Source organism: Micromonospora sonchi (assembly GCF_014646235.1).
GTDB lineage: Bacteria > Actinomycetota > Actinomycetes > Mycobacteriales > Micromonosporaceae > Micromonospora > Micromonospora sonchi.
The window spans coordinates 238,064-260,552 of the sequence record NZ_BMNB01000003.1; the positions used below are offsets into that span (position 1 = coordinate 238,064).

The 22,489-nt window shown below is 68.1% G+C and carries 53 protein-coding genes; 17 read left to right on the forward strand and 36 right to left on the reverse strand.

Annotated elements, in window-relative coordinates:
* Positions 1 to 76 precede the first annotated feature (76 nt).
* The 5 genes from IEY61_RS05155 to IEY61_RS05175 all read left to right on the forward strand — a co-directional run bounded on the left by IEY61_RS05155 (position 77) and on the right by IEY61_RS05175 (position 4,088).
* Positions 77 to 1,471: a helix-turn-helix transcriptional regulator gene (locus IEY61_RS05155; protein ID WP_189041072.1), complete on the forward strand. Its 1,395-nt coding sequence runs from the start codon at positions 77 to 79 to the stop codon at positions 1,469 to 1,471.
* A gap of 117 nt (positions 1,472 to 1,588) precedes the next feature.
* Positions 1,589 to 2,068 carry a hypothetical protein gene (locus IEY61_RS05160; RefSeq protein ID WP_189041073.1) on the forward strand — a complete coding sequence of 160 codons (480 nt, stop codon included), beginning with the start codon at positions 1,589 to 1,591 and terminating at the stop codon, positions 2,066 to 2,068.
* Positions 2,069 to 2,477: 409 nt separating this feature from the next.
* Positions 2,478 to 3,344 (forward strand): helix-turn-helix domain-containing protein, encoded by an 867-nt coding sequence (locus IEY61_RS05165; protein ID WP_189041074.1) that lies wholly within the window; start codon positions 2,478 to 2,480, stop codon positions 3,342 to 3,344.
* A 46-nt stretch (positions 3,345 to 3,390) separates the two neighbouring features.
* Positions 3,391 to 3,786, forward strand: a complete 396-nt coding sequence (locus tag IEY61_RS05170; protein ID WP_189041075.1) for a hypothetical protein — start codon at positions 3,391 to 3,393, stop codon at positions 3,784 to 3,786.
* Positions 3,783 to 4,088 carry a hypothetical protein gene (locus IEY61_RS05175; RefSeq protein ID WP_189041076.1) on the forward strand — a complete coding sequence of 102 codons (306 nt, stop codon included), beginning with the start codon at positions 3,783 to 3,785 and terminating at the stop codon, positions 4,086 to 4,088. Before IEY61_RS05170 ends, IEY61_RS05175 begins: the two co-directional genes overlap by 4 nt.
* 104 nt (positions 4,089 to 4,192) lie before the next feature.
* On the opposite strand, the gene IEY61_RS05180 is transcribed toward IEY61_RS05175, so the two are convergent.
* From IEY61_RS05180 to IEY61_RS05350, 36 genes are all read right to left on the reverse strand, one after another.
* Positions 4,193 to 5,089: a hypothetical protein gene (locus IEY61_RS05180; RefSeq protein WP_189041077.1), complete on the reverse strand. Its 897-nt coding sequence runs from the start codon at positions 5,087 to 5,089 to the stop codon at positions 4,193 to 4,195.
* Complete coding sequence (locus IEY61_RS05185) at positions 5,089 to 5,382, reverse strand: hypothetical protein (protein WP_189041078.1); 294 nt, start codon at positions 5,380 to 5,382, stop codon at positions 5,089 to 5,091. The genes IEY61_RS05180 and IEY61_RS05185 overlap by 1 nt, the downstream gene beginning before the upstream one ends.
* Positions 5,379 to 5,747, reverse strand: a complete 369-nt coding sequence (locus IEY61_RS05190; protein ID WP_189041079.1) for a hypothetical protein — start codon at positions 5,745 to 5,747, stop codon at positions 5,379 to 5,381. Before IEY61_RS05190 ends, IEY61_RS05185 begins: the two co-directional genes overlap by 4 nt.
* Positions 5,744 to 5,956 carry a hypothetical protein gene (locus IEY61_RS05195; RefSeq protein ID WP_189041080.1) on the reverse strand — a complete coding sequence of 71 codons (213 nt, stop codon included), beginning with the start codon at positions 5,954 to 5,956 and terminating at the stop codon, positions 5,744 to 5,746. Before IEY61_RS05195 ends, IEY61_RS05190 begins: the two co-directional genes overlap by 4 nt.
* Positions 5,953 to 6,201: a hypothetical protein gene (locus tag IEY61_RS05200; RefSeq protein ID WP_189041081.1), complete on the reverse strand. Its 249-nt coding sequence runs from the start codon at positions 6,199 to 6,201 to the stop codon at positions 5,953 to 5,955. Before IEY61_RS05200 ends, IEY61_RS05195 begins: the two co-directional genes overlap by 4 nt.
* Positions 6,198 to 6,593, reverse strand: coding sequence for a hypothetical protein (locus IEY61_RS05205; protein ID WP_189041082.1), 396 nt, complete (start codon positions 6,591 to 6,593; stop codon positions 6,198 to 6,200). Before IEY61_RS05205 ends, IEY61_RS05200 begins: the two co-directional genes overlap by 4 nt.
* Before the next feature lie 2 nt (positions 6,594 to 6,595).
* Positions 6,596 to 6,748, reverse strand: a complete 153-nt coding sequence (locus tag IEY61_RS05210; RefSeq protein WP_189041083.1) for a hypothetical protein — start codon at positions 6,746 to 6,748, stop codon at positions 6,596 to 6,598.
* 122 nt (positions 6,749 to 6,870) lie between these two features.
* Positions 6,871 to 7,557, reverse strand: a complete 687-nt coding sequence (locus IEY61_RS05215) for a hypothetical protein (protein ID WP_189041084.1) — start codon at positions 7,555 to 7,557, stop codon at positions 6,871 to 6,873.
* Position 7,558: 1 nt separating this feature from the next.
* Positions 7,559 to 7,960, reverse strand: coding sequence for a hypothetical protein (locus IEY61_RS05220; RefSeq protein WP_189041085.1), 402 nt, complete (start codon positions 7,958 to 7,960; stop codon positions 7,559 to 7,561).
* A complete protein-coding gene (locus IEY61_RS05225) occupies positions 7,953 to 8,147 on the reverse strand; it encodes a hypothetical protein (protein WP_189041086.1) in 195 nt (64 codons plus the stop codon). The genes IEY61_RS05220 and IEY61_RS05225 overlap by 8 nt, the downstream gene beginning before the upstream one ends.
* Complete coding sequence (locus IEY61_RS05230) at positions 8,140 to 8,328, reverse strand: hypothetical protein (RefSeq protein ID WP_189041087.1); 189 nt, start codon at positions 8,326 to 8,328, stop codon at positions 8,140 to 8,142. Before IEY61_RS05230 ends, IEY61_RS05225 begins: the two co-directional genes overlap by 8 nt.
* Positions 8,321 to 8,521, reverse strand: coding sequence for a hypothetical protein (locus tag IEY61_RS05235; protein ID WP_189041088.1), 201 nt, complete (start codon positions 8,519 to 8,521; stop codon positions 8,321 to 8,323). The genes IEY61_RS05230 and IEY61_RS05235 overlap by 8 nt, the downstream gene beginning before the upstream one ends.
* Positions 8,514 to 8,789, reverse strand: a complete 276-nt coding sequence (locus IEY61_RS05240; RefSeq protein WP_189041089.1) for a hypothetical protein — start codon at positions 8,787 to 8,789, stop codon at positions 8,514 to 8,516. Before IEY61_RS05240 ends, IEY61_RS05235 begins: the two co-directional genes overlap by 8 nt.
* Before the next feature lie 5 nt (positions 8,790 to 8,794).
* The gene (locus IEY61_RS05245; protein ID WP_189041090.1) at positions 8,795 to 9,238 is read right to left on the reverse strand and encodes a hypothetical protein; all 444 of its coding nucleotides are present in this window, start codon (positions 9,236 to 9,238) and stop codon (positions 8,795 to 8,797) included.
* Positions 9,239 to 9,334: 96 nt separating this feature from the next.
* Positions 9,335 to 9,580: a hypothetical protein gene (locus IEY61_RS05250; RefSeq protein WP_189041091.1), complete on the reverse strand. Its 246-nt coding sequence runs from the start codon at positions 9,578 to 9,580 to the stop codon at positions 9,335 to 9,337.
* Between the two features lie 26 nt (positions 9,581 to 9,606).
* Positions 9,607 to 9,987 (reverse strand): hypothetical protein, encoded by a 381-nt coding sequence (locus tag IEY61_RS05255; protein WP_189041092.1) that lies wholly within the window; start codon positions 9,985 to 9,987, stop codon positions 9,607 to 9,609.
* Between the two features lie 76 nt (positions 9,988 to 10,063).
* The gene (locus IEY61_RS05260) at positions 10,064 to 10,336 is read right to left on the reverse strand and encodes a hypothetical protein (RefSeq protein ID WP_189041093.1); all 273 of its coding nucleotides are present in this window, start codon (positions 10,334 to 10,336) and stop codon (positions 10,064 to 10,066) included.
* A 29-nt stretch (positions 10,337 to 10,365) separates the two neighbouring features.
* Complete coding sequence (locus IEY61_RS05265; RefSeq protein WP_189041094.1) at positions 10,366 to 10,809, reverse strand: hypothetical protein; 444 nt, start codon at positions 10,807 to 10,809, stop codon at positions 10,366 to 10,368.
* 77 nt (positions 10,810 to 10,886) lie between these two features.
* Positions 10,887 to 11,210: a hypothetical protein gene (locus IEY61_RS05270; RefSeq protein ID WP_189041095.1), complete on the reverse strand. Its 324-nt coding sequence runs from the start codon at positions 11,208 to 11,210 to the stop codon at positions 10,887 to 10,889.
* 169 nt (positions 11,211 to 11,379) lie between these two features.
* Positions 11,380 to 11,718, reverse strand: coding sequence for a hypothetical protein (locus IEY61_RS05275; RefSeq protein WP_189041096.1), 339 nt, complete (start codon positions 11,716 to 11,718; stop codon positions 11,380 to 11,382).
* Positions 11,719 to 11,730: 12 nt separating this feature from the next.
* Positions 11,731 to 11,940 (reverse strand): hypothetical protein, encoded by a 210-nt coding sequence (locus IEY61_RS05280; RefSeq protein ID WP_189041097.1) that lies wholly within the window; start codon positions 11,938 to 11,940, stop codon positions 11,731 to 11,733.
* Entirely contained in the window at positions 11,937 to 12,116 is a 180-nt protein-coding gene (locus IEY61_RS05285; RefSeq protein WP_189041098.1) for a hypothetical protein, read from the reverse strand. Before IEY61_RS05285 ends, IEY61_RS05280 begins: the two co-directional genes overlap by 4 nt.
* Complete coding sequence (locus IEY61_RS05290) at positions 12,113 to 12,274, reverse strand: hypothetical protein (protein ID WP_189041099.1); 162 nt, start codon at positions 12,272 to 12,274, stop codon at positions 12,113 to 12,115. The genes IEY61_RS05285 and IEY61_RS05290 overlap by 4 nt, the downstream gene beginning before the upstream one ends.
* Entirely contained in the window at positions 12,274 to 12,480 is a 207-nt protein-coding gene (locus IEY61_RS05295; RefSeq protein ID WP_189041100.1) for a hypothetical protein, read from the reverse strand. Before IEY61_RS05295 ends, IEY61_RS05290 begins: the two co-directional genes overlap by 1 nt.
* Positions 12,481 to 12,674: 194 nt before the next feature.
* Positions 12,675 to 13,208 carry a hypothetical protein gene (locus IEY61_RS05300; RefSeq protein ID WP_189041101.1) on the reverse strand — a complete coding sequence of 178 codons (534 nt, stop codon included), beginning with the start codon at positions 13,206 to 13,208 and terminating at the stop codon, positions 12,675 to 12,677.
* Positions 13,205 to 13,417 carry a hypothetical protein gene (locus IEY61_RS05305; protein ID WP_189041102.1) on the reverse strand — a complete coding sequence of 71 codons (213 nt, stop codon included), beginning with the start codon at positions 13,415 to 13,417 and terminating at the stop codon, positions 13,205 to 13,207. Before IEY61_RS05305 ends, IEY61_RS05300 begins: the two co-directional genes overlap by 4 nt.
* Positions 13,414 to 13,698, reverse strand: a complete 285-nt coding sequence (locus tag IEY61_RS05310) for a hypothetical protein (protein WP_189041103.1) — start codon at positions 13,696 to 13,698, stop codon at positions 13,414 to 13,416. Before IEY61_RS05310 ends, IEY61_RS05305 begins: the two co-directional genes overlap by 4 nt.
* Positions 13,699 to 13,711: 13 nt before the next feature.
* Complete coding sequence (locus tag IEY61_RS05315) at positions 13,712 to 13,921, reverse strand: hypothetical protein (protein ID WP_189041104.1); 210 nt, start codon at positions 13,919 to 13,921, stop codon at positions 13,712 to 13,714.
* 84 nt (positions 13,922 to 14,005) lie between these two features.
* Positions 14,006 to 14,197 carry a hypothetical protein gene (locus tag IEY61_RS05320; RefSeq protein ID WP_189041105.1) on the reverse strand — a complete coding sequence of 64 codons (192 nt, stop codon included), beginning with the start codon at positions 14,195 to 14,197 and terminating at the stop codon, positions 14,006 to 14,008.
* 91 nt (positions 14,198 to 14,288) lie between these two features.
* Positions 14,289 to 14,546 (reverse strand): hypothetical protein, encoded by a 258-nt coding sequence (locus IEY61_RS05325; protein WP_189041106.1) that lies wholly within the window; start codon positions 14,544 to 14,546, stop codon positions 14,289 to 14,291.
* Complete coding sequence (locus tag IEY61_RS05330) at positions 14,546 to 14,710, reverse strand: hypothetical protein (protein WP_189041107.1); 165 nt, start codon at positions 14,708 to 14,710, stop codon at positions 14,546 to 14,548. Before IEY61_RS05330 ends, IEY61_RS05325 begins: the two co-directional genes overlap by 1 nt.
* Before the next feature lie 94 nt (positions 14,711 to 14,804).
* Positions 14,805 to 14,927, reverse strand: coding sequence for a hypothetical protein (locus IEY61_RS31755; RefSeq protein WP_268240627.1), 123 nt, complete (start codon positions 14,925 to 14,927; stop codon positions 14,805 to 14,807).
* Positions 14,924 to 15,127: a hypothetical protein gene (locus tag IEY61_RS05335; protein ID WP_189041108.1), complete on the reverse strand. Its 204-nt coding sequence runs from the start codon at positions 15,125 to 15,127 to the stop codon at positions 14,924 to 14,926. The genes IEY61_RS31755 and IEY61_RS05335 overlap by 4 nt, the downstream gene beginning before the upstream one ends.
* On the reverse strand, positions 15,124 to 15,381 hold the full coding sequence (locus tag IEY61_RS05340; protein WP_189041109.1) for a hypothetical protein: 258 nt from the start codon (positions 15,379 to 15,381) through the stop codon (positions 15,124 to 15,126). The genes IEY61_RS05335 and IEY61_RS05340 overlap by 4 nt, the downstream gene beginning before the upstream one ends.
* The gene (locus tag IEY61_RS05345) at positions 15,381 to 15,884 is read right to left on the reverse strand and encodes a hypothetical protein (RefSeq protein ID WP_189041110.1); all 504 of its coding nucleotides are present in this window, start codon (positions 15,882 to 15,884) and stop codon (positions 15,381 to 15,383) included. The genes IEY61_RS05340 and IEY61_RS05345 overlap by 1 nt, the downstream gene beginning before the upstream one ends.
* A gap of 129 nt (positions 15,885 to 16,013) precedes the next feature.
* Entirely contained in the window at positions 16,014 to 16,232 is a 219-nt protein-coding gene (locus IEY61_RS05350; protein ID WP_189041111.1) for a hypothetical protein, read from the reverse strand.
* Positions 16,233 to 16,342: 110 nt separating this feature from the next.
* On the opposite strand from IEY61_RS05350, the gene IEY61_RS05355 reads away from it, so the two are divergent.
* The 12 genes from IEY61_RS05355 (at position 16,343) to IEY61_RS05410 (ending at position 22,472) form a co-directional block, all read left to right on the forward strand.
* Complete coding sequence (locus IEY61_RS05355; protein ID WP_189041112.1) at positions 16,343 to 16,627, forward strand: hypothetical protein; 285 nt, start codon at positions 16,343 to 16,345, stop codon at positions 16,625 to 16,627.
* Positions 16,628 to 16,807: 180 nt separating this feature from the next.
* The gene (locus IEY61_RS05360) at positions 16,808 to 17,422 is read left to right on the forward strand and encodes a helix-turn-helix domain-containing protein (RefSeq protein WP_189041113.1); all 615 of its coding nucleotides are present in this window, start codon (positions 16,808 to 16,810) and stop codon (positions 17,420 to 17,422) included.
* A gap of 205 nt (positions 17,423 to 17,627) precedes the next feature.
* On the forward strand, positions 17,628 to 18,956 hold the full coding sequence (locus IEY61_RS05365) for a DnaB-like helicase N-terminal domain-containing protein (protein WP_189041114.1): 1,329 nt from the start codon (positions 17,628 to 17,630) through the stop codon (positions 18,954 to 18,956).
* A 16-nt stretch (positions 18,957 to 18,972) separates the two neighbouring features.
* Positions 18,973 to 19,347 carry a hypothetical protein gene (locus IEY61_RS05370; RefSeq protein ID WP_189041115.1) on the forward strand — a complete coding sequence of 125 codons (375 nt, stop codon included), beginning with the start codon at positions 18,973 to 18,975 and terminating at the stop codon, positions 19,345 to 19,347.
* A 23-nt stretch (positions 19,348 to 19,370) separates the two neighbouring features.
* Positions 19,371 to 19,604, forward strand: a complete 234-nt coding sequence (locus IEY61_RS05375) for a hypothetical protein (RefSeq protein WP_189041116.1) — start codon at positions 19,371 to 19,373, stop codon at positions 19,602 to 19,604.
* Positions 19,601 to 20,053, forward strand: coding sequence for a hypothetical protein (locus IEY61_RS05380; RefSeq protein WP_189041117.1), 453 nt, complete (start codon positions 19,601 to 19,603; stop codon positions 20,051 to 20,053). Before IEY61_RS05375 ends, IEY61_RS05380 begins: the two co-directional genes overlap by 4 nt.
* Before the next feature lie 24 nt (positions 20,054 to 20,077).
* Positions 20,078 to 21,010, forward strand: a complete 933-nt coding sequence (locus IEY61_RS05385; RefSeq protein WP_189041118.1) for a hypothetical protein — start codon at positions 20,078 to 20,080, stop codon at positions 21,008 to 21,010.
* Between the two features lie 28 nt (positions 21,011 to 21,038).
* On the forward strand, positions 21,039 to 21,191 hold the full coding sequence (locus IEY61_RS05390) for a hypothetical protein (RefSeq protein WP_189041119.1): 153 nt from the start codon (positions 21,039 to 21,041) through the stop codon (positions 21,189 to 21,191).
* 12 nt (positions 21,192 to 21,203) lie between these two features.
* A complete protein-coding gene (locus IEY61_RS05395) occupies positions 21,204 to 21,740 on the forward strand; it encodes a hypothetical protein (RefSeq protein WP_189041120.1) in 537 nt (178 codons plus the stop codon).
* A complete protein-coding gene (locus IEY61_RS05400) occupies positions 21,737 to 22,000 on the forward strand; it encodes a hypothetical protein (protein WP_189041121.1) in 264 nt (87 codons plus the stop codon). The genes IEY61_RS05395 and IEY61_RS05400 overlap by 4 nt, the downstream gene beginning before the upstream one ends.
* Entirely contained in the window at positions 22,000 to 22,179 is a 180-nt protein-coding gene (locus tag IEY61_RS05405) for a hypothetical protein (protein WP_189041122.1), read from the forward strand. Before IEY61_RS05400 ends, IEY61_RS05405 begins: the two co-directional genes overlap by 1 nt.
* Positions 22,176 to 22,472 carry a hypothetical protein gene (locus IEY61_RS05410; protein WP_189041123.1) on the forward strand — a complete coding sequence of 99 codons (297 nt, stop codon included), beginning with the start codon at positions 22,176 to 22,178 and terminating at the stop codon, positions 22,470 to 22,472. The genes IEY61_RS05405 and IEY61_RS05410 overlap by 4 nt, the downstream gene beginning before the upstream one ends.
* Positions 22,473 to 22,489: the final 17 nt, after the last annotated feature.

Here is a 22,489-nt window from a genome sequence, read left to right on the forward strand (position 1 = left end):
CCGTGGGCGTCGATCACATGCTGCCCATACGCTGGTAGCTGCTTGTCGATGCGTTGACCATGTTGGGGCGGCAACCATGACCACCGTTGAGGCACCGAACCGACTCGCCGCGCTACGCGAGCGGGCGTCGTTGACTCAGCAGGAGGTGGCGGACCGGCTGGGGTCGCCGGTGACTGCCGGGCAGGTGTCTCGGTGGGAGCGGGGCGAGGTGGTTCCGGTCCCCCGCTATAGGCGGATGTTGGCGCAGGTGTTTGGGGTGTCGGTGGTCGAGCTTGGTCTGTCGTCTCCGGTGCCGCGCCCTCGTGTCGGGTCGAGCGCAGAGGACTGGTTTGTGGGAGATGCGCAGGATCAGCGGGTGGTCGAGTCGCAGAATCGTTGGCGGGCCACCCGGCAGGCGTTGAACGCGAACCGGCACGCCTTGGCGCAGACGGCGGCCGGGTTGTATCCGGAGCGCCGGCTGTCGGGCACGGGTCTGATCGCCGGTCCGGGCTGGATTCCGGACGGGCCGGTGGACTTGGGTGCGGTCGAGTTGGTGGAGCGGCCGGATGCGCCGCTGCCCGCACTGGACGGGTCGGAGCGTGAGGCGGCCCGCCTGCTGCCCGACCAGTCGTTGATGCGCCCGTTCCCGAGGTATACGACGGCGGTGCGGGATTTGGCGAGGCCGCGTCTGTTTGAGGACCGGCATGCGTGGCGGATGCTCGGCGTGGACTGGTCGCAGCCGTCGATGGCGTTCGGGGACACCACCTACTTTCAGTGCGCGGACGTGTTCGAGTCGCTGGCGCACGAGCTGGCGTACGCCGATTTGGATGCGGACGGGCGGCCGGCGTCGCATCCGACACTGCGGGACCTGCCGTTCCGCCGGCTGGTTGGCTCGCCGTTCGATCTGGGGCGCCGTCCGGTGATGCCGGCGGTGTCCACGCTGACGGTCCGCCGTGATGGGGACTCGGCCGAGTTTCTGATGCACCGCCGCGATCCGAGAGCGGTTGCCGCTGCTGGGGGCATGTTGCAGGTGATTCCGTCGGGCATTTTCCAGCCGTCGAGCCTGCTGCCGGCCGCGCGTGCCGCCGACTTCGACCTGTGGCGCAACATCCAACGAGAGCTGGCCGAAGAGTTGTTGGGGATGCCGGAGGCGGACGGGCACGGGCAGCCGGTCGACTACACGTCGGGACCGTTCGGGGTGCTCGATGCGGCGCGGGCCGACGGGACGGCGCGGGTGTGGTGCCTCGGTGTGGCCCTGGACGCGTTGACGCTGGTTGGGGAGGTGTTGACGGTGCTGGTGGTCGACGCCGACGTGTTCGATGCGCTCGCGTACGACTTTGTTGACCGCAACGATGAGGGCCAGGTCGTCGCCGAGCGGTTCCCGTTCACGGCCGAGGGTGTACGAGGGCTGCTCGACTCTGGGGCGGTTGCCCCCGCCGGGGCTGGCTGTCTTGAACTCGCGTGGCGGTGGCGGGACGGGCTGTTGGCGTGACCGTGCAGACGGTGAAGCCCCGGTCCGGGATTCCGGCCGGGGCTCACTCGTGCCCGCGTCGGATTGGTCAGTGCGCCCACTTACCCGGCAGCCATCGACCAACTACGCTACGCGGTCATGACGTTACCCACCCGAGCCATCCGCTGGCGGCTGGCCATCCCCGGCCTGGCGTGGATCTTCTTCACCTTCCTGGCCGCCCTCATCGCATGGACGTGGGCACCCCGCGACAGCACCGAAGGATGGCTAGCTCTGCTGGCGGCGCTGTTCGCCGTAGTGGTAGTGCCACCTGCTTTGGTCTACTTCCACCACGCCCGCAAAGAGTCTGGGCAGGCGCTCCCGTTTGAGGGTTGGGTGATCACAGCCGTGATGGCAGCGACGCTGGCCGCGTTCGGGTGGGTTGTTGCCGGCTGGCGCGTGGACGCCGGCAACATCAACTCGACATGGGGTCGCATCGAAGCGGCCATGTTCTTGGCGATCATCCCGGCTTTAGGTGCCGGATCGACTTCGGTCCTCTGGGATGCAGACGACCAGCTGCGCCGGCTGCGTACGGAGAAGGCGGCGGCGGGTCGAGATGGCGACCAGCGGCCCGTGATGTAGCCGCCGTAGGCGCACAAAGGAAGCGAGCCCCTGCCTGCGCGTTAGGCGGGGGCTCGCTCGTGTGCGACCCCTCCTACCGTGGCGGGAACGCACCTCTCGCCCTGTTCGGCGATTTCACCCGCTGGCGCTGCCTCAGCCGTGCGATTTCCTGGTAGTGAAAGCGGAGCCTGCCACCAGGATACGGACGCCAGCAACGCATCGACCCCCGCGAGCATGATCCGGACAGGCGGTAAGATAGGGGCACAAACGAAAATCGGGGCCGGCAGGAGTTGGCGCTCCTGTTACCCGGCCCCTTGATCGCCGCTAGGAGGCGACCCAAGATGAGGGTACGAGTGTATCCCGTCCGTACTGGTGTGCGGATGACAATCCCGTCCAGCCGTGACCCGCGCGACACGACGGCGGTGGCCCCATGAGCCGCCACACCGCAACCGCCAAACAGGCACAGGACACCATCAGCAGCCAGGTAGGCCCGTGGGGCATGGTCCCCGCGTGGGTGCTGCTCGTGAAAGACAGCAAGGGCAAAGGGCTCAGCGGCGCGGACCTGCGCGTGTACGTCGCGTTGCGGACGTTCGCTGACCGGTGGGGTGCCGCGTTCCCCCACGTGCCGACGATCGCCGCTCGGGCCGATGTCACTGCTCGCACCGCCGAGAAGAGCATCACCCGGCTACGCGACCTCGGGCTGTTGACGAGCAAGCGCCGGTATCGGGCCGACGGGTCGATCTCCGGCTGTGACTACGTGCTGCGGGACATCCCGCCGTCGCCGGATGAGGTTGAGAACGCGGAGGGGGTACCGTCCATTTCGACGGTACCCCCCGGCGAGGCGGACGGTACCCCCCGTCCAGATGGACGGAGCAATAACACCCCACCTGAACACACCAGGGAAACACCCCAGAGATCAGATCAGAGCAGCCCCACTTCCAGTCGCTCCGCTCCTTCCAGTGGCGGCGTGAACGACGAAGACGACTTCGAGGATCCGTGGGCAACACCAGCACCACCGCCACAGCGGCAGGCGAGCACCGCTGAAAAGCTCACCCGCAAACGGGCAGACGACCGCGAACTGTTCCTCAGCCTCGTCAACGCTGAGGGCCTACGCTCCGACGGCAGCCTCTTCGGCGAGGGCGTGTGGACCGTGGACGCCTTCTACGACGCGTTCCGCAGGATGAAGCGGAAGAAGCCGATCGGGTTCCCCGGTGCCTACGTGGAGCCGATGTACGCGGCGAACGAGGATCAGGGGGTGCGGGACTGGCTGCTGACGCTTGGCCTCGAACCCGTGTAGACACTCCCCGACCCACCCCTAACCCGAAGGAGACACCCCCATGGCAATGACCCCCGACCAGATCACCACCGACGACGACGGATGGGGCTATCGCACCGGCGCCCGCTTCGTAGACCCACCCACCTGGGAGAAGCACGCCGAGACTGTGATGGGCCGGCGGAACATCCACATCTGGCCGCTCGTTGAGGGCCTGATCCTCGCCGCCGACAACCAGGGGCAGATCATCGACTACCAGCCCCGCAAGTTCTATGAGGGGCCGCTGTCGGACGGCATGCGCAACGAGGACGACGCCCCTGATTGGCGGCTTGCCTACGACCGGTTCGCGGCGAGCGTGTTGCCGATGTTCCTGTTCCAGATGGTGGAGATGGGTCTGTTGGCGACGCGAGGCAACGGAAATTCGGTCGACTACCGGCTTGCCCTGCCGGGCGGTGAGGGGGCGTGAGCGAGGCTGTGGAGCCACCGAAGGTGCAGCCGGTACATCGGGTTGAGGTCGAACCCGGACACGGCCCGACGTTCGAGGTGCAGGCACGCGAGTTCGACGGGCTGAGCGAAAACCCGTACATCGACGTGACGTACCGGCTCGCGGATCAGGGCGAGGCGGAGGTGTCGCTGACGGCTCGGTACGGCCTGTCGCTGGCGGAGGTTGACGCGCTGATCGGGGCGCTGGCGGCGGCGCGGGCTGAGGCCGTGGCTGAGGCCGAGTTGTACGGCTGGTCGGAGGATGAGGGTGCGGTGGGCGGATAGCCATTCGCCGGTTGCCGGATTGCCTATCGGATAGCCATTCGACCTGGGCAAACGCTAGGGGCCGCCCACCCGTCAAGGTGAGCGGCCCCAAAGCCGGGCAGCGGTCAGCCGGACACGTCCTCGCGAGTGCCCACGAACTCGACACCCGACACCACATCCATGGACGTGACGGCACCCGTCGGCGCCCACCCCTCGGCCACGAACTTGGCCGCCACCTCACCCGGCACCCAATCCCGGCCACGCTCCGGATCCGACATCCACGACACCAAACCCTCCGAGGTGGGGAACACGGGCGAGATAGGGGAGCCTTCGCTGACCGTCTCCCACAACTGCCAGCCGTCGCCCATCGGCGGCTCGGTCGGCTCCCACGCCTCGTAGGCCGCCTTGTGGTCGCTGTCGCGCCACACGCTGGCCTCACCGGCGCAGGACCCACACACGTAGGGCAGGCTGTCCCGCTCGCAGCGGGCTTTGACGCACACTCCGGCGTTGAAGCCGTCGTGACCCAGGCTGAGGATGTGCCACTCGTTGACCTGCTCGGGGGTGGGAACCACGGGCGGGTCGGTGGGCTGCCAGCCGTTCTCCCGCGTCCAGGTGTGGGTGAGGTCGACCAGCCGTTCCTCAGCCAGCAGCGCGGCCACGTCGGCTTCGTTGAGGTGGTGCGACCACTGCCCGTTCCACAGGTCGGCCAGACGGCGGGCCTCCCGCCGGATCGCGTGCTCGCCGGTGCCGTAGTAGTCGGGGCTGCGGGTGACGTTGCGTTCGGCGAACTTCCGCACGGCGGGGCTGTCGGGGGTGAGCGGGGTGGAGCCGTTGTCTTCGGGCCGGAAGGGGGCGTTGCCGTACCACTGGTCGTGCAGGTGCTTGGCCTCGGTGGAGTAGCCGCTGCCGTTGCAGGTGTCGCATGCGGCCGGTTGCAGGTTGTCGGGCATGAGGTAGCCGGGCCACACCTTGCGGAGCGGGGTGTGGAAGTCGAGCGGTACGCGGACGATGCGGCGGCCCATCAGCGGTTCACCTCCGGTCGGTTGTCGTTGAGGTAGGTGCGCGCCCACTCGGGCACGTCCCGCTCACGGTCGAAGCGGCGGATCACGTGGTAGCCGTCCGGACCGCCAACGACCGGGCCGGCGATCTCCATCCGCACGAACCGTCCGTTGCGGTGCTCGACGGTGACCCGCTCGGGCCGAAACTGGACGGTGCCGGTGTTGCGGGTGACGTCCATGGGTGGGGCGCCGTCGGCGGGGTAGGTGTTGGTGGTTTCGGTGTCGCTGTGGCGAAACAGGCGGGACAGAATGTTCACGGCGTCTCCTCGGGGGTGTCGGCGGGCAGCGGGTAGCCGTAGCGGATAGCGTCCGGGCCGTCCCACAGCGCCTGGGCGGCGGCAGCGACCGCAGCGTCCAGCAATGGCCGAACCTGGGACCATTCGCTGGCGTCGACTGCTGCCAGCAGCCCGATTACAAGGGGTGCCCGAACCTTGGAGTCGAGTGCGTACTGCTTCATACCGGCCGGCGAGTTGAGGGTGTCCCACAGTTCGCAGACGGCGACGGTGATTCGGTTGGCGGTGTCGGCGATGTCGATGTGCCAGTGGGCGGCGAGGGTGTGGTAGGCGGCGATGGTGTTGTAGGCGGCATCGTAGGCCGACCGGTCGAATTGGGCGTCGCTCACGGCGTCTCCTCGGGGCTGTCGGTGCGGCGGGTGTTGTGGATGAGGGTGAGCAGTCCGTAGCCCACCCCCAGGGCGGCGAGGAACACGAACGGTCCGGGCAGGGCGTTGTCGACGGTGAGCTTGAGGATTAAGGCGGCCACGGCGGCGTACATGAAACGGTTGCCGGCGTAGGCGAGGCTGGCACGGGACACGGGGCGGGGCGCGGTCACGGCGTCACCTTCGGGTTGGGGCGTACACGGACGGTGCGGGTTTCTTCGATCAGCGGCTTGAACTTGCGTTGGGCGCTCTGCCGGCCGCCCAGACCCAGCGCCGCGCCGATCTCTTCCCAGGTGGCGTTGATGCTGCGCAGTTCGGCGACCAGGTCGATTTCTCGCTTGTCGAAGGCGGCGGCGGCCTGTGCCCGCTCGCCGGGGATGGCGGCGAGCTGGGCAAGCAGGTCCGTCTTGCCGGTCACTCCTGGCCCTCACCGGTGATGGACTTGCGGGCGGCGCGAACGGCCTGCTCGATCTCGTCCAGCATCGCGAGCACGTCACGACGCCGCCCGTTGCGGTGATCGCGGGCCAGGTCGTCGGCGAGGCGGGTGACCTCACGGAACCGTTCGGCGCTGTGCACTCGCACGATCTCGGGCGCGTCGAGCGGCTTGAGCATGGGGGCGCTCCACCCGCTGTTGCCGAGCATGGTCAGACGCTCACGGTTGAACCGCTGGTTGTTGTCGCAGACGATCTGCGTCTTGGTGAGTTTGATGATGGTGGTGGTCCGGTAGCTTCCTTCGCCGTGGTAGCTGTCGCGGTAGATGGCGACGGTGGCGCCTTCGCGGATCCAGTCGGTGTCGGTGTGCGCGGCCATGGTCACGACTCCTCGCTGCCGTCAGTGGGCACCCAGTCCTCAGCGCCGCAGCGGCTGCACACGCCCTGCCATCCGTCGGGGCCTTCATAGGTGGTCCGGTATGTGTGCTCCGGGTATCCGTCGCACTCCCAGTCGCGCTCGCTGTTGTCGTTCATGGCGTCCCCTCCGTCCGCTTGTCTCATCCATGATGACATGCCGCCACCATGATTACAACCCTGGTGGGGTAGACACGAAGAAGCCCGCCACCACCACGGCGACGGGCCCCCACCAACACAGATCAACGCGGCTCAGCGGCAACCTCAGCCATCAGCTCCGCAGCCCGCGCAGACCACAACTCCACATCCGCATCCGCCGCCTTCCCCCGATCCCACGCCTCCAACCGGTCCCCCACATGCGCCGGCCCGAGAGTGTTGCCGTACAGCCAGCGGGCCGCCCGATACTCGCCCTCGCTCGGGCCGGCATCGAACACGACCACCGTCTCCTTGCACACGCCCGCCGAATTCCAGCGCCGCACGATCAGCTTGTCCGTGGTCGACGGACCATCCCCCGGCAGCCCGCCCGAGATCCGAACCTCCGTCAGGTTCTCCCGCCGAGCGAACGGGTCACTGCTGATGCTCTCGGCGGCGTGGAACAGCTTCCGCGCCTCGCTCTCGGTGCGGTACCCGTCCGAGGCGAACGCCCCAAACCCGAACCCGGACGTCAGGCCGGGCCGCAGCAGCACCCCGAAATGGTGGCTGTGCTCGCGCACCGTCTCGGTGATACCGCCGTCGCGCGCGTCCTGGTCGACGGTCAAACCGGCGGTGACCTCCGGCGGGATGTCGACGTGGGTGAGGCGGGTTGCGACGGTGATGCGCCGCCCGTGGGAGAGCAGGTTGCGGACCCGCTGGGCGAGGTGCGGCATGGTGTCGAGCGCCGCCATCGCGGTGCAGTCCCGCTGGGTGAGTATCCGGGCCGGGTTCGCCATGTCAGTTCTCCGTTCCGTTGATGACGTTGAGGGCCGCATCAGCGTCGGCCAGAAACTCGCTGCGGATACTGTCGTCCACCTGCCGGTTGTCCCACCGGTCGGCGGCGTCGGGATAGTCGCCCCACGCGTTGAGGTACAGATGCCGCGCCAACCGGTCACGGGCGTCGCCGTCGACCAGCCTGCCGCCGGTGGCGAGCCGGACCGGCATCGCGTTGTGCGCGTACTCCATTGCCGCGTCCAGCCCGGCAGCGGCGGCGATGCTGTGGCAGGTTTCGGCCACATACTCACCAACCATGCGCCGCAGGTTGGGGTCGATGATGAGTACCCAGGGCCCGTTTTCGACGGCGCCGATGATGGTGTCTTCGGTGTCGGCGAGCCGATGCGTGCCGGTCGGGTCAGCCATGCAGATCCCCTCCTCCGGTCGCGCGCTCGGTGGCCCACTCGTGCCCAGCACGATGGTTGAGCGGCTTCGTGCAGCGGTGAACGGTGTCGAGCGGGTCGGCGCAGCGGGTGCGGCAGCGGGTGGGCTGGTCGCCGATCGGGGCGGGGTCGAGCCACCGCCACGGCGGCACAGTGGTCGGGTCAGCCACGTCGGTTGTCCTTCGCCTCAATCTCGTCTGCTGTAGGGGTGTAGCCCCACGTGTAGTCGCCGCCGGGAATTCTGGTGTGGTGGCGGTCGCCGTGGTGGTCGGCGTTCTTCTGGCAGCGGAAGAACCCTCGGGTGTCGGCTCGCTCGCCGCACACCGGACGGTCAACGGCCTGTTCAGCCACGGACCACCTGCCACACAATCACGGCGATGGTGGCCGACCAGCACACGATCAGGGTGACGGCGAACCGGCGGCGGCTGGCGACCACCCAGTTGCTGAAGGCGACCAGCCACGACAGGGGCGGGTACTGGTAGGGCCAGGCGAGGACACGCAGCACGGCAAGGGTGCGCGCATACGGCAGGCGACGCTCAGCCACGGTCGTCCTCCTTGGGTAGCAGCTCGTATTCCTCGCGGTCAGCCATGTCCCGGTAGACCGCTCCATCCGTGTATCCGGGGCGTCCGGCAGGCCACTCGAACGGCACGTACAGCGTCCGCTCGTCGTCGCCCATCCGCTGGGCGGGGCCGGTGGCGGTGCACACGGTGCCGTCGTGGATGTTGGTGGGCTGGCCGGGCTTCTGCCTCCATCGGAACTGGTCGCCTGTTTTTACGGTGGCGAAGAACAGATCGGCGTTGATGTAGGTCATGGCGGTCACTGCTCCTTCGGGTCGGTCGCGGCGGCGAGCACGGCCAGCGTGTTGTGGTCGACGTGCGGGTCGGCGGCAGCCAAACGCAGCAGGTCGGCGCCGGTGATGTCGCCCGGCTTCGACGCAATGTGGGAGATGAGCGCGTCCATCCCCTTCACGTCGGCGGCAGTCCGGCCGGTCGTCTTGAGGGTTTCCGTCCACAGGCCGCGCAGGTTGCGGGCCGGCACAGCCTCGGTGCGGTCACCGGTCCGCTCGTGCAAGGTGACGAGCACCGCGTTGCCGGTCGGATCCGGGTGCGACGACACGAGGTAGAACGGGCCGCTGCGGCGGCGGACGATGCGGTAGGGGCCGGGGTCCACGACGGTGGCGCGGGTGGGGTGGGTGGTGCGCCAGTCGGGGCCTTCGGCGACGTACACCTCGGCGCCGGGAACGATGTCGGCCTTGCGCATGGTGTGCTCCTCGGGTTGCGGGTCGGGTTGGGTGTGGTGCCTCCGGCCGGATCCGATCCGGCGCCCCTCACGGCAGAATGCGGAGGCTGACAGGGGTCAGCCGAGCTTGCGGTAGTTGCGGATGTGGGCCTTGATCTTCTTGATGGCCGGGGAGCCCATGTCGCTGCCCAAATCGAGGGTGGTGTCGTCGTCCAGCGGGATCTTCTCCATGCGCTCCAAGAAGTCGTCCCAGTCGATGCGGGAGCTGTCGGCGTACCAGCCGTCGAAGATGCTCTCGGCGATGTTGAGGATTTCTTCGGTGACCTGGTCGGCTTCGGTGACGGTCGTCCACTTGTCGCTCATAACGCTCCTTGCTGAGTTGGCTCTGGTCAGATGGCGTGGGTCATGCGCTGGAAGAACACCTCGCCCTGGCCGGCGTTGGTGACACCGGCGTCGACCATGCGGCCGAGGAACGCGGCGAACTGGTAGGGGCTCATCTCGGTGATGCGGCGACGCAGGACACCGTTGATGCGGTAGCCGCCGACGTGCTTGGTGTAGGCCAGCCACACGCCGAACCCGGCGCGCAGCGGCTTTTCGGTGCGCTCGCTGTAGTAGCCGGGGTACTGGCTGGCGAGTTGGAGCGCTTCGAGCATCTGCTCGTGAAGGTCGCTGCCGTTGCGGTAGCGGCGGGTGCGGGTGCCGACCTTGAAGTACCGGCGGAGCGTGTTGGCGAGTTCCTGTCCGGCGGTCTTCGTGGCGGTGGCCTGCATGTCAGCTCCCCTTGTGTTGACTTATCCAACAACCAAGAGATTACCCTAGAGTCATGGAAGGGTCAACACTCAAGAGTCATGACTTGCGGCGATCCCGCATCCCCGGATTCCGATGACGCGACACCGCCTTATTCACCGACGCCTCAGACGTCCCCAACTCCGCAGCCAACGCCTTGTACGTCATCGACTGCAACGCCTCCACCACCGCCTCATCCGCAGTCAGCGACAACACCCGCTTAGCCACATCCACAAGCTCGCGCGCCGCCTTCGCCCGCTGAACCGGCGGCATCTTAGGCAGCCGACCGACCAGACGAGCCAACTCCCGCGCATCAACACCCTCAGCGTCCATGACCGTAGGGTAAGCGAACGTTGGTTCGGTCACGGCGACCGCCTCTCCGCGACAACCTGCCGGTACCGGTCGAAGTTGACCGCGTCAGGTGACGCCAGCTCGGCCCGGTCGATCAGGGCGAGCGCGTCATCCCACCGGCCGTCCCGGTACGGCACCTCAGCCTCCGCCAACAGGGCACGGGCAGCCTCATCCCTGGCGGCCTGCTTCTCGGCCCGCTGCGTGTCGCTGAGCCGGCCTGCGGCCAGGATCTCCGGGTGCGCGTTCAGGTGCGCGGCGACGGCAGCCCACACGACTTTGAGCGTGTGCCGGTCGCACAGCTTCGAGAGCTGCCCTTCGGACACGTACCGCTCGCAGTCCGAGCGGCCGAACGTGAACCCGCCCTGCTGGCCGTACCAGTTGCCGGCCCAGTCTTCGCAGGCGTGTGCGACCTGCACCAACTCGACCGGGGTCAGAACGTCTGTCGTGGCGCTCATGGACGTCTCCTCTCACTCGATGGTGTCGTAACGGACGCGGCCCCAGCCTTGGTCCGGCTGGGGCCGCATGTGAGCGGCTAGTGCCACTCGACATCCGCGTCGTGCTCGACCGCCCACAGCGCCAGGTCGTGTAGTTGGGTGAGCCGTTCGGCGAGGTAGCCGGGGCGGCGCCCACCTTCGGTCCAGCGCCCGTCGACCACTTCGGGTCGACCCTCGACGTCGGTGGTGGTGTCGAGGAGGGCTAGGGCGAGCAGTACCCGGCCGAGGAAGTCCGGGCCGGTGGTGTTGCCCCAGTCGCCGTCGAATTCGAGGCCGAGCAGGTCGAACACCTGGGCGGCGTTGCCGTTGGCCATGTTGACCTCGGGCGATCCGGCGGCGTTGGGGGTGATGGTGATGGACATGGGGGCCTCCCTGGGTGGGTTGGGTGGTGCTTGCGTTTCCCTTCGCGCCCGTGGCGCTGGGGTGGCCCCGATGTCCCGCTCGCGCGGGTCCGCTGTGGAGTTGTGTTGGTGTCGTTTCCGACACCACGAACATTACCCTAGAGGCATGAAGTAGTGCAATACCCAAGAGTCATGGAATTTGGTGGGCAGGCTGGCAGGCGGCGCACAGGTCCCCCAGCCAGCCGTCCCGCTCCCCCGCCAACCACGCGTGCTCGCCGTCGGCGAAATGCTCCCCGCCCCCGAGCTGCTGCCCACACCGCTGGCAGGCCAGCACCAGGCACGGTTCGTCGTTGATCCACGCCTCAGGCGGGATGCGCTCCGGGTCGGCGGCGAACATCTCCCACCGCAGGGCGTCAATCTCGTACACGGATGCCCGACCGCTGACCGGCCAATGCACGTCGTCCAAATCGCCGAGCGGACCAGGCACGAGCATCAGCCAGCAGCAGCCGGGCATCCTCAACAACGGCACGGCAGCAGTGTCCTACCAGCCGACGTGGACGCTGCCGTGCGGCACCCGAGACAGGTCCCGGCCGTACCGGTACAGGTCGTAGCTGTCGGCGTGTACGGCGAGGATCGTCCAGCCGGAGCCGTGGCCGTCCACGTCCACGGTGAGCGGGTCGCCCACGCTGATGCCGAAGGCGGCTTCGCGGGGGTCGACATTGCGGCGGGCGGTGGCGGTGCTGACGGTCATCGGTTCTCCTCGCAGTCGTTGCAGTCGGCGGTTCGGTTGTCGCGGTGCGCGTCCCGGACGCAGCGCGGGCAGAGGTCGGGGACGGGTTCGAGCTGGACGGGGCGGCGGGTGGTGGTGGTGGTGGTGCGGGGGCGACCGTTGGTGGCCACCCCCGCCTTGAATTCGCCGCTGATCACTTGCCGGCCTTCGGCGTGCTGTCGTCCTTGTCGACGGTCCGCCCGTGGTGGGTGGTCCACTCGTCGCGGGCGCTGTCGTAGGTGACACGCTGCCCGGAGGCCCCGGCGGCGAGGGCGGCGGCAACCTTGCCGGCCCGGTCCAGGTCACGGAAACTCATCAACGCGGCCCGTTGATCTCGCGGTCCCACACGCTCTGCTGATGCGCCAGACCGGCGGTGGCCTGCCGCTGCCACGCAGCCTCCGGCGTCGCCTTGAGCGCCTGCCGCGCCTCTTCCAGCCGCCGCCGATTGCCGGGCGACGGGTTGCTCTTGGCGTCCTGCTGGGCGTGCAGGAACTCGTCTGCCTTCTGCTTGAATAGGCCCATGGTCGGCCCTCCTTGGGGGTGTGGTCGGCCAACCCCTGCGGCGCTCGAATCGCCTTGTGGGGGTCGGTCCTCTGACTGGGGATCGGGTGGGGGTGGCCGGCTTTCCAGGCGTGGGCCACCCCCACCGTCGTTGTCGTCGCGGGTCTGCGGCGACCCTGCGCAAGCTCGGACCACACGGCCCGAGCCGCGCAGGCTCACATCGCAGGCCGGCGGGCGTCGTTCGGGACGCGCATTCCGTGCTCGCCCCACCACGCATGCAGCACCGCAAGATCCCGGTCGCTGATCCGGTCCGGGACCGGCAAACCAAGCTCAACCCACCAGCCCACACACGTGCGGAACAGGCCGTCCGAGATCAGGCCGTGGTCGCGGGCCGCCACCGCCCGAAACACCAACTCGGCGCCCTCCCCCGCCAGGTTGTAGGCGGCGTCCATCCACGGCTTGACGGTGGTGACCGACCCGACGCAGCCGACGCTCTCGGCGATCGGATGCTGGCCCGGCCCATCCGGATGCAGAACCTCGTCCAATTTGCGCATCAGCCGGTACGCCCGATCGGGGTTGGCGCGAACCAGTTCGGTGCAGCGCGCCCGCACCATCGCCGTCTGGTGGTCGGTCAGGTTGACGATGGTGGTGTTGATGGCGGCGATCGCGGGCCCGAGTTCGACCGGTGGTGGGATGGCGCGCCACGCGGCGTGGTCGTCCAGGTCGGGCATGAGGCCGACGTCGGTCACTGGTCGGCTCCGATCAGCCAGGCGACCACCCGCACATCGTGGGCGTCGGCACCGAGCTGGGCGGCGATGCGGTCGAGCAGCATCCGATCGTCGGCGCCGGTGATGCTGCGGTGCACGGTGATCGAGTCGTACAGGGCGGCCTGGTTGTGGGTGAGGGTGAGCGGAATCCACCGCCGCAACACCCACCGCAGCCGCTGGTAGAGGCTCACCGGCCGCCTCCGGCCGCGAACACCTCGTGCCACGCCTGCTCGTCGCTGCGGGAGCGGATCTGGGTGCCGTCGTTGAAACGCCGCGTGTCGACCATCGCGGCGGTGCGGGCGAGGTTGGCGTGAAGGTGGGCGCGCATCAGCCACCGGTCCCGCTGGGCGTCGGTCGGCGTGTAGTAGCCGTTTCCGCCGGGCAGGGCGTGTTCCTTCTGGTCGGCGAGGTCGGCGAGGCGCAGCGCCTCCTTGACGTGTTCGGGGCCGGTCATCGGCTTCGGGTCGGTCATGGTGCCTCCTTGATCAGGCCGGGTACTCGTCAGAGCCGGCAGGGAAGGGCTGAAAGTTGAGGACGATCACCTTCGCCAGGTTGTCCATCCGAGCCAACTCAGTGGCAATCTGCTGCACATCCACGTAGGAGCTGATCGCCTGCGCTCGGCGCAGTTCGGTGTTTCCGTGTCCGCTGTTTCCGCTGGCGGTGGTGAAGGCGTAGGAGATGAAGTAGCGGTACATGTGGCCTCCAAGGTCCGTTGTGGTCCCTTCGTCTGCCACGTGCCGGGGCTCGCGGCAGACAGGCACCCAACGGGCGGTCAGCGGCTACAGGCGGTCCTGGTGCTGCCAGCGCAGATGCTCACGGGAATCGCTCATCACGCTGTTGCCGCCCGCCGACGACATCGGCTCGCAGCGGTTGTCGCTGCACGTGCCGGTTAGGCGTCCGGCGGGGCTGGTGGTGACCTCAACTGTCTTGTCGGTGTTCCAGCTGGTGACGGTGGCGTAGTGCTTGCCCATGCGGTTCTCCTATCGGCTGGTTGGCGGCTGGCCTGGATTGACCCCGCCGGGCCGGGAATACAAGGTCCAGCCCGGCAGGCTCACGTGCAGGTCAGCGGTCGGTGGTGTCGTCGGCGGGCGGGGTGCTGTACCGGTCGGCGAGGCTTCCCGCCGCCATCGCAGCCACCCCGAACAGCACGACCAGCACCACACCGAGCGGGGCGAGAGCCCCCCACACGCTGCCCGGCCGCACTGCGCGGATGACCATGCCGGCTGCCAGCGCGATCACTGCGGCGGTGGCGATCCAGCCGGCGATGGAGGCGACCCGCTCGGCGCGTGCGTGCCTGGCTGCGCGGTCGTCGGCGGCCATCAGCGGCCGTACCCGAGGGACGCGCGGATGGCGGCGCGGCGGCTGTTGGAGCGACCCGGGCGGACCCGAACGGTCTGCCGCTCCCCGTCGGCGCCCCGGATGGCGCGGGTGGGGCGGATCTCGGACGGGGCGTAGCCGATGGTGACGCTGGCGGAAGCGAACATGACAGTTCTCCCTGGTTGAGGGTGGTGCACGGTTTGGGTTGGGCGGTTCGTGGGCGGCCCCGACACGACGTGGGCGCGGGGACGCCCGGTGCTGCTACCTGCTGTTGTTCTTGCCGAGTCCGGCGCGGATGCGCTCCACCTCGGCGGCGTTGCGGTTGTCCTTGTCCCGCTGCTCCCGGTCACGCTGCGCGGCCAGACTGCGCACGTCGCCGGTCACCGGATCGGCTCCGTCCACCACAGGCCGGCGTCCGTCCGCCAACCCACCCGCGACTCGTAACGCCCGTTCACCGGAACGTTCACCCGGCGTCCGTCGGCGAGCGTGGTACGGGACTCCCTACGCCCGTCGCCGTGGATACGGGTGCGGCGACGACGGGACTCGGCGGGCAGCACAGCCGGACTGTTCACGTTGGGGCTCACGACGTCGCCTCCCCGGCGATCGCGTCCAGCCAGGCAGCCACATCGGTCGCGGCGGCCCGCCGATCCACCCGGAACCGCTGCCACCCGTCGGCCTCACGCGCGTGGAGCGTGACCGCGATCATCGTCCAGCCCCGGCCGGCGGCACCGGAGTAGTACCAGATGGTGCCCTGGTTTTCGGTGCACGCGATGACCGTGTGCCCGTTGGCGGTGTTGGGCTTGTCGGCCCACACGAGGGTCAGGTTGAAGTCGGCCATCACGCCACCGCCTTGGAGACGGCGGCCAGACCGCGACCGTTCAACACCAGCGACACGACCCGCTTGCGGCGACCCTCGAACGCGACCTTGCCGTAGCCCTTACGGTCCAGGCTGCGGAGGGTGGCGGCGGTGATGCCGTCGCCGACGAACACCACCCCATCGGTGTGGCTGTCGAGCGCCCGCTGCTGCGGACCGGACAGGGGGGCGAGGTGGGCGCCGGCCATCGTCGGGCGGACCTGACGGTGGGTGCCCTGCTTCGCCAGATCGGCGAGCGTGACCGGCGTGGTGTCGGCTTCCGCCTTGTACATGTGGGCGTAGCCGCGTGCGATCAGCCGAGCCTCACCCTCGGTGGGGTAGCTGCCGCAGTTGTCCTCCACCCGCAGGGTGCCCTGGTACACGGTGACCGTGTAGGCGCCGGCCCGGACGTATTGGAGGGTGATGGTGGCTCGTCCGGCGCGGTAGGTGATCGCGTCGCCGGGCACGCTGAGAACAGCGTTCGACATCTCGGGGTACCTCCCGATCGGGGCTCGCTCGGTGTTAGCCGCACCTCGCGTGCCGTGCTGTATTGCTAGGAACTACGGTAGTGCCGGGAACTACTCACGTCAACCCCGGCACTACAGCAGTTTTTGCGGTCAGGCCGGGCGGATGATCTGGACGTCGTCATTGCCGCCGAACTGGGTGAGCGAGCGCTTCGGAAACCCCTTGAGCCACGCGCCGACCGTGTGGCCGTCGGTCGCGACACGCGTGCGGGTGACGATGATGCCGGCCGGGTAGTTGCGGTGCGCGGTGCTGACGAGTCGGTCGTTCTTGCGCAGCTCGTGCGCCTTGACGGTGATGACCTGATCCCACATGGTGTTCCCCTTGCTTGCCTTGTTGCCGACACCCCTACTGTAGTCCCTGCCACTACGGTAACACAAGCCCCCCACTACACTTTTCCGCACCCACCCACTACACTGATCACATGACCGACCCCGCAACCGACCCAACCGCTGCCATAGCCGCAGCTAGAAGCCTCGCCGACCCCGCCGAACGAGCACGCGCTATCGGCGTAATCCTCGGCAAAGACGGCCTACCCAAAATCACCAGCGAACTACGCGCCGAACGACAAGCCGCAGTCCTCGAACTCCGCAGCCGCAACATGTCATGGACCGAAGTAGGCGAAGCCATCGGTCAGCACCGCAACCGCGCCCAGCAGATCGGCGAGGGACGCAGCGGCGGAAGGCCGGCGCGACCGGCAGCCAGCTGACCTCAACCCGCCCATGACGTGAAGGCGGGGGTGGCAGGTGCGGCTAACACCTGGGCTCCACCCCCTTGATCGGGAGGTACCCCGACCCATGGCCAAGATACTTGGCACTTCCACCCGTACGTCTGTACGGGTACCCGGCCATGCCATAGGCATCCCGATGGCCTATCCGGCGGACACCCCGTGAGCCGCCGGCTGCACGCCCCCGACGATGAAGACAAGCCGTTCATCGCCCGATGGAACGTGCTCGTCCGCATCCTGCTCGTGGAATCGTCAGTCAAAGCCGTGGCCCGGTCGGCGATGGACTTCGCCGACTTCGATGACGGCTCGTCCTGCCACCCCAGCAACGAACGCATCGAGCGGGAGACTGGGCTCAGTGAGCGGACCGTCCGCACCGCCTGGCAGGTGTTGCGCGGGCTGGGCATGGCCGAACGGGTCGGCTTCGGGTCGCCCCACCGCAAGCTCGCCGACGAATACCAGTTGGTGATCCCGCCGTGGTGGCAGAACCTGCCGATCTACGGGCCGCACGTCCGCAAGTTCACCTGCCTGTACTGCCAGAAGCTGATCACCCCGCAGGGCAACTGCACCGTGAAGGTCGACGGGGACCGACAGAAGGTCAGCTTCGAAGTGCACCGGATGGCGTTCTGCCCGACGCCACGGGCCACCAAGGGGCGGGTCGCCTTGGACTGCCTCACCGAGTGGAACGAGTCCCAGCGGCAGCGAGGCGACCCGGTGTGGCACGAGTTCGGCGACGACCGGTGGAAGCTGTTCCGGCAGGCGAGGGCAGACGAGTGGTGACGCTCGCCGAGATACCGGAAGTCACTTCCGGTACCGGAACTAGTTTCCGCGTATACCGGAACTCACTTCCGGCACATGGCGGAACTGGTTTCCGCCGATACCGGAAGTCACTTCCGCCCAACACTCATAGAACCACTCATCAGATCACTCATAAGACCTCTCCCCTTCGCTGGCGCGAAGGGCGGCGACGAAGCGAGGACGGCACATGACGAAACAGATCGACACGGACCAGCCGCTCATCCTCGGCTACGTGCCAGAACTGGACGCCAACCGCCCGGAGGGACGCGAGTGGCGACACAACGTTGAGCGCATCGCCCTGCGACTTCTGGTGGACGGCGGATCACCGCTGCTTGACGCTGCCGTCGATGACCTGGTTCCCGCACACTTCGACGGCGAACATCGCGTGATCTGCGAAACGCTGATCCGGATGCACGAGGCGGGCACCGACCTCACCGCCGAGACGCTGCGGCGTGAGCTGGCCGACTCCGTCAGCCAGGCGACGATTGACGATGTGCTTGCCCCCAGCAAGAGAGCCGAGCCGCACCAACTGGGACCGATCTGGATGGAGCGGCAGAACCTGATGAGCTTCCTGCGGGATCTACGCCGCGACGAACCCCTGTTCACCAAGGATGCAGCGGCGATGAAGGCGAGGCCGAGCAAGCTGCCGTTCGCTGACAACACCATCGCTGCCAGCACCAACGTTGGCAGCAAAGTCGGAGAGATCCCGCGCATCCCCAAAGACTTGGCGGAGGAATGGCTGATCGGCGCCATGCTCCTCGCCCGGCCCGTGATCATCCGCGCCTCGTGGATCGTCCGGCCAGCACACTTTTCGCCGGAACGTCAGGCGCTGGTTGCATCCATCTACCGACTCAACGGCGAGCGGCGCCACGTATCACCGAAGGTCGTTGCAGACGACCTCGCGGCCATCAACATGCTCGCCCAGGTCGGGGGCATTGAGCGCCTGAACCAGTACGTTGCGGACGTACCCGAGGCGGCGGACCCCATGCGGCAGATCGAAGAGTGGGCGACCGCCATTGCCGACGACGCTTTCGCTCGGCAGGTGCAGGAGGCGGCTACCGCCCTGCTTCGGGAGTGCCTGATCGGTGGGCGCCACCAGATTGCTCGGCGATACGCCTCTATCCACGCCCTACTTGTTGACAGCGTCGGCATGGATCACCGCGCTGACCTGGCATTCCTTGTGGCACGGAACCAGGGCACGGCGGTGGCTGCGCTGTACCGCTGGTTCGATGGTGATGACACGCTGCTGTACATCGGGATCACGAATGATCCGCATGTTCGGCAGTCGTCTCACGCGAAAAAGTCATCGTGGGCTGACTTCGCAGTCCGGGGCGCGATCGAGCGATTCGCCTCCCGGGAGAAGGCTGAGGCCGCCGAGAAGGCCGCGATCGAGGCGGAGCGCCCCCTGTTCAACCACATGCACAACGACACCCCGGAGGCCCGTCAGCGGCTGGTGGCGTATCTGGTCGAGCATGGCCGGATGGATTTGCTCGCCCCCGCCGTCTCACGCGGCTAACCGACCGGAGGACGCCATGACCGACACCAGCGAACTGGACACACTCCGCGCCGAGAACGCTCGCCTGCGGCAAACCGTCCTCAACTACCGGTGGGCGAACCTCGCCCGCGACCTGGTAATCGCCAACCGGACCCGCCACAACCGCAACCACACCACCCGCCTACTCGAAACCGTCATTCACGAAACCGGCTGCCGGCACGTGCCCGCAGCGCTCAGCGACGACCACATCGGCCGTATGGACGGCACCTACTGGCAGGTCAACAACGCCGATGGGGTGTCGCTGCGGACGGCGATGGCCGAGCCCCGGACGCGGGTGTGCGGCACGTGCCGACCCGACGTGGACCCGTCGACCGCCCTGGACGGGGCAGGAACGCTGCCCGTGCACCGCTGACGCCGACTGAACCGGAGGACACCATGACCATCAACCAGGAGCACACCCCGCTGCGAGAGTGGGAGCCCGAGCGCAACGAGCGCGTCGTCCACTGGCGCGACCCGAACACTGTCGGCACGGTGATCCGCTGCGACCGGTACGGGCATGTCGCCGACCCCTACTGGCGGGCGTCTGTCCGCTGGGACGGCGGGCGGGTGGAGGACGGCATCGAAACGTCGTCGCTGACCCGCGTGGACGGAACGCAGGGGCGCCGATGACCGGCCGCGACGACCCGAGCTGGGGCTGGGAGTTCGTAGTCGAAGACTTCGTGTACGCCCGCCTCGCCGAGGAGGATGCGACCGCGAGCCGACTTCCCGACGGCACCGACCGGGATGCTGCGGTCGCCCGGGTGGCTGCCCTTCGGGAACTGCTGGCCGAACACAGCATCTACGTCACACCACCCGACAGCCCTGAGCGGGCGAGCAGCCGGGAGGTTGAGGAGCAGTACGGCCTGCGATCCATGGCTGGTGGTGTGAGCGCGGGGCGTTGCTACACCTGCGAAGCAGTCTGTGGTGTTCCTTGTGTGACGGTGACCGCGCTGGCCCGCATCTGGGTTGGCCATCCCGACTTCCCGGCCGCCCATCGGGACCACAGAAACCGCAGTAACGCCGAGGTTGTGGCTGCTGGAACGTTTCGCCGCTTGCATTGGCCCGAAACGGTCGCCTGACCCGACAACCCACCGGAGGACACCATGACCGACCCGCAGCACCAGATCGTTGCTCTCACCGACGACGACACCACCTACTATCTGCTGCCCGGCAACCCGTTCGGCGACACCTATCGCCGCGTCGCCACCTGGACCACCAGCGCGGGCGACGCCCTCACCCCCGTCAACCCGGCCAGCAACCAGCACGGCGGCTGGCATAAGGCGCCCGGCGGTGTGCAGGATTTGACCGCCACCCAGCCCGGCCCGTCGCAGAAGACCGGCTACCGGCTGTGCGACCCCGGTATGGAGTCGGCGAAGCTCCCCGCCACGCTGCCTGTCGGCGGGTTGGGCGGGCTCGGCTTGGATGACGACACCGCAACCGCGCTCTACCGGGCCGTGTACGTGGACGGGCCGCCGGTCACCTGCCTGTTCCCGGCAGCCGCCATGATCGTGGCCGACGATGCGGGGGCGCCGCCGCCGGACGATGGTCTGCGGTGGGTGCCGAACCTGCGTGACGAGCTGCGACGCCATCGGGCGCTGCATCACCTGTTTCCCGGCCACCTGGAAGGGTTCCGGCAGGCTGTTGTGGACGCCGCTGGCGCGCTTCCGGTGGTTGGCTCCCGTTACCTGGACGGCGCGCGGGTTGACCGGGAGCGTCCGACGGTGGTTCGGGTGTCAACGGAGGTGCCGTACGAGCCGCACACCACCCGGTTTGTGCGCGACACCGGCCGTTCCGGTCGGAAGTTGCAGCGGGGTCGGACGGTGACGGAGACGAAGCGGCTTGAGGTGTCGGTGCAGGTGCCGGATGTGATCCCGGGCCGCAACCGGGCTGAGGCACGCGAGCGGTGGGATGCCGAGCTGGCGTCGATCCTGGACGCGATCGTGGGGGCGTTGACGCCAGCCCCGTGCTGGCACTGTCAGGGAACGGGGGTTGTTGCCCGTAAGGATGCCGCCGCCGCTGCCGTCTCGCGCGGCTAACCCCACCGACCACTAACAGGAGGACACCATGACCGACCCCGCCACCGCCGCCGCCAACGAGCCCGTCTGTCCCGGCTGCGACTGCTGCGGCATCCTCGGCTGCTACCCGTCCGACGGGGCCGACTGCCCCACCGACAGCATGGGCAACTGGACCTGCCCGTGCACCGCCGCCGCCGACTAGCCCGGAGGAACCATGACCGACCTCAGCCAGCAACTCTTCGACCAGCACCGCAACAACCTGATCGCCCAAATCGACGCCCTCACACCGCACATCGAGCGGGCAAAAGAACGCTACGAAACCCTCGAAAAAGAGGCACAAGCCGAGATCGACGCCATCGCCGCGAAAATCCCCGACGCGGTGGAGAACCCGAACGAACTGCAATACCTGACCCGGCGCGGCGCCCAACTCGATGTGGACTTGACGCAAGCGCAACGGTCGGTCGAACTCGCCGAGGCGTGGTTGACGTTGCAGCGCCTGAACGAGCAGGTCTGCGTGTTGGAGTTGCGGATCGCCTCCAACGATCACATGGCGGACAGCGGTGTGTGGGCGGCCGGTAATGATCCCTACCTGGCGCTTGCCGGGCTAGAGGTGAAGGAGACCGCAGCCGAGGTGGTGTCGGCGATGTCGGGTGTGGCGTTTGCGAAGGAGCGGCTGCGGTTGACGCGGCAGTTGCACAAGGAGATCCATGCTGCGCTGCGGAAGCTCCGACGCGCCGAGGCCAGCCGATGACCGCCGTCGAGTCGATGGCTGGTGTGTGGACTGCCATCGTCGTAGACCAGTGGGGCGAGGTGCACCCCGCGCCCGGCCCCGCCCCCGACCACCACCACCGCATCATGGTGGTTCGGGCTTTGCTCGACGCCACGCATGTGGACGACATCCAGTACGGGCAGGTGTTGTACGAGGCGCAAGGCTTCAAAGACACGGCGGTCGAGTGGCAGGAGGCACAAGCTGTCGCTGCCGCCCTCAACGCCGTACAGGAGGCGAACTGATGACCGACCAGACCGCAGCCCAGTTCAACGCCGAAGTAGCTGATGCGCTCGCCCGCCTGGATGGTACGACCCGCAGCGCGGTCGCTCTGCTGACCGGCATCCCGTCCGCCGACCTGGACGATCTGGGCGGGTTCGGCGACGACACCGGGCCAGCGGCCCGAACGGAGGCCGACCGGTGACCGACTTCGACCCGATGGACTGCGCGTTCTGCTGCGTGCGTGCCGGCCGTCGCATGCCGAACGGCGCCCTCGCCTCGTGCCCGCTGCACGGCGGACCCGCCGCCGCCGACGATCCGCACCTGCCGGCGATCCTCGCCGCCATCGACAACGCCCTGCGCAACGGCTCCCACATGACCGGCGCGAACCTGGCGTTCGAGCTGCTGTGTGAGCGGCTTGGGGTGGACCGCGACCGGCTGGTGTTTCAGTCTGGCTGGGCTGCAACCGTCCCTGACCTTCCCGCCGAGCGCGGCTGACCCGACCGGAGGAACCC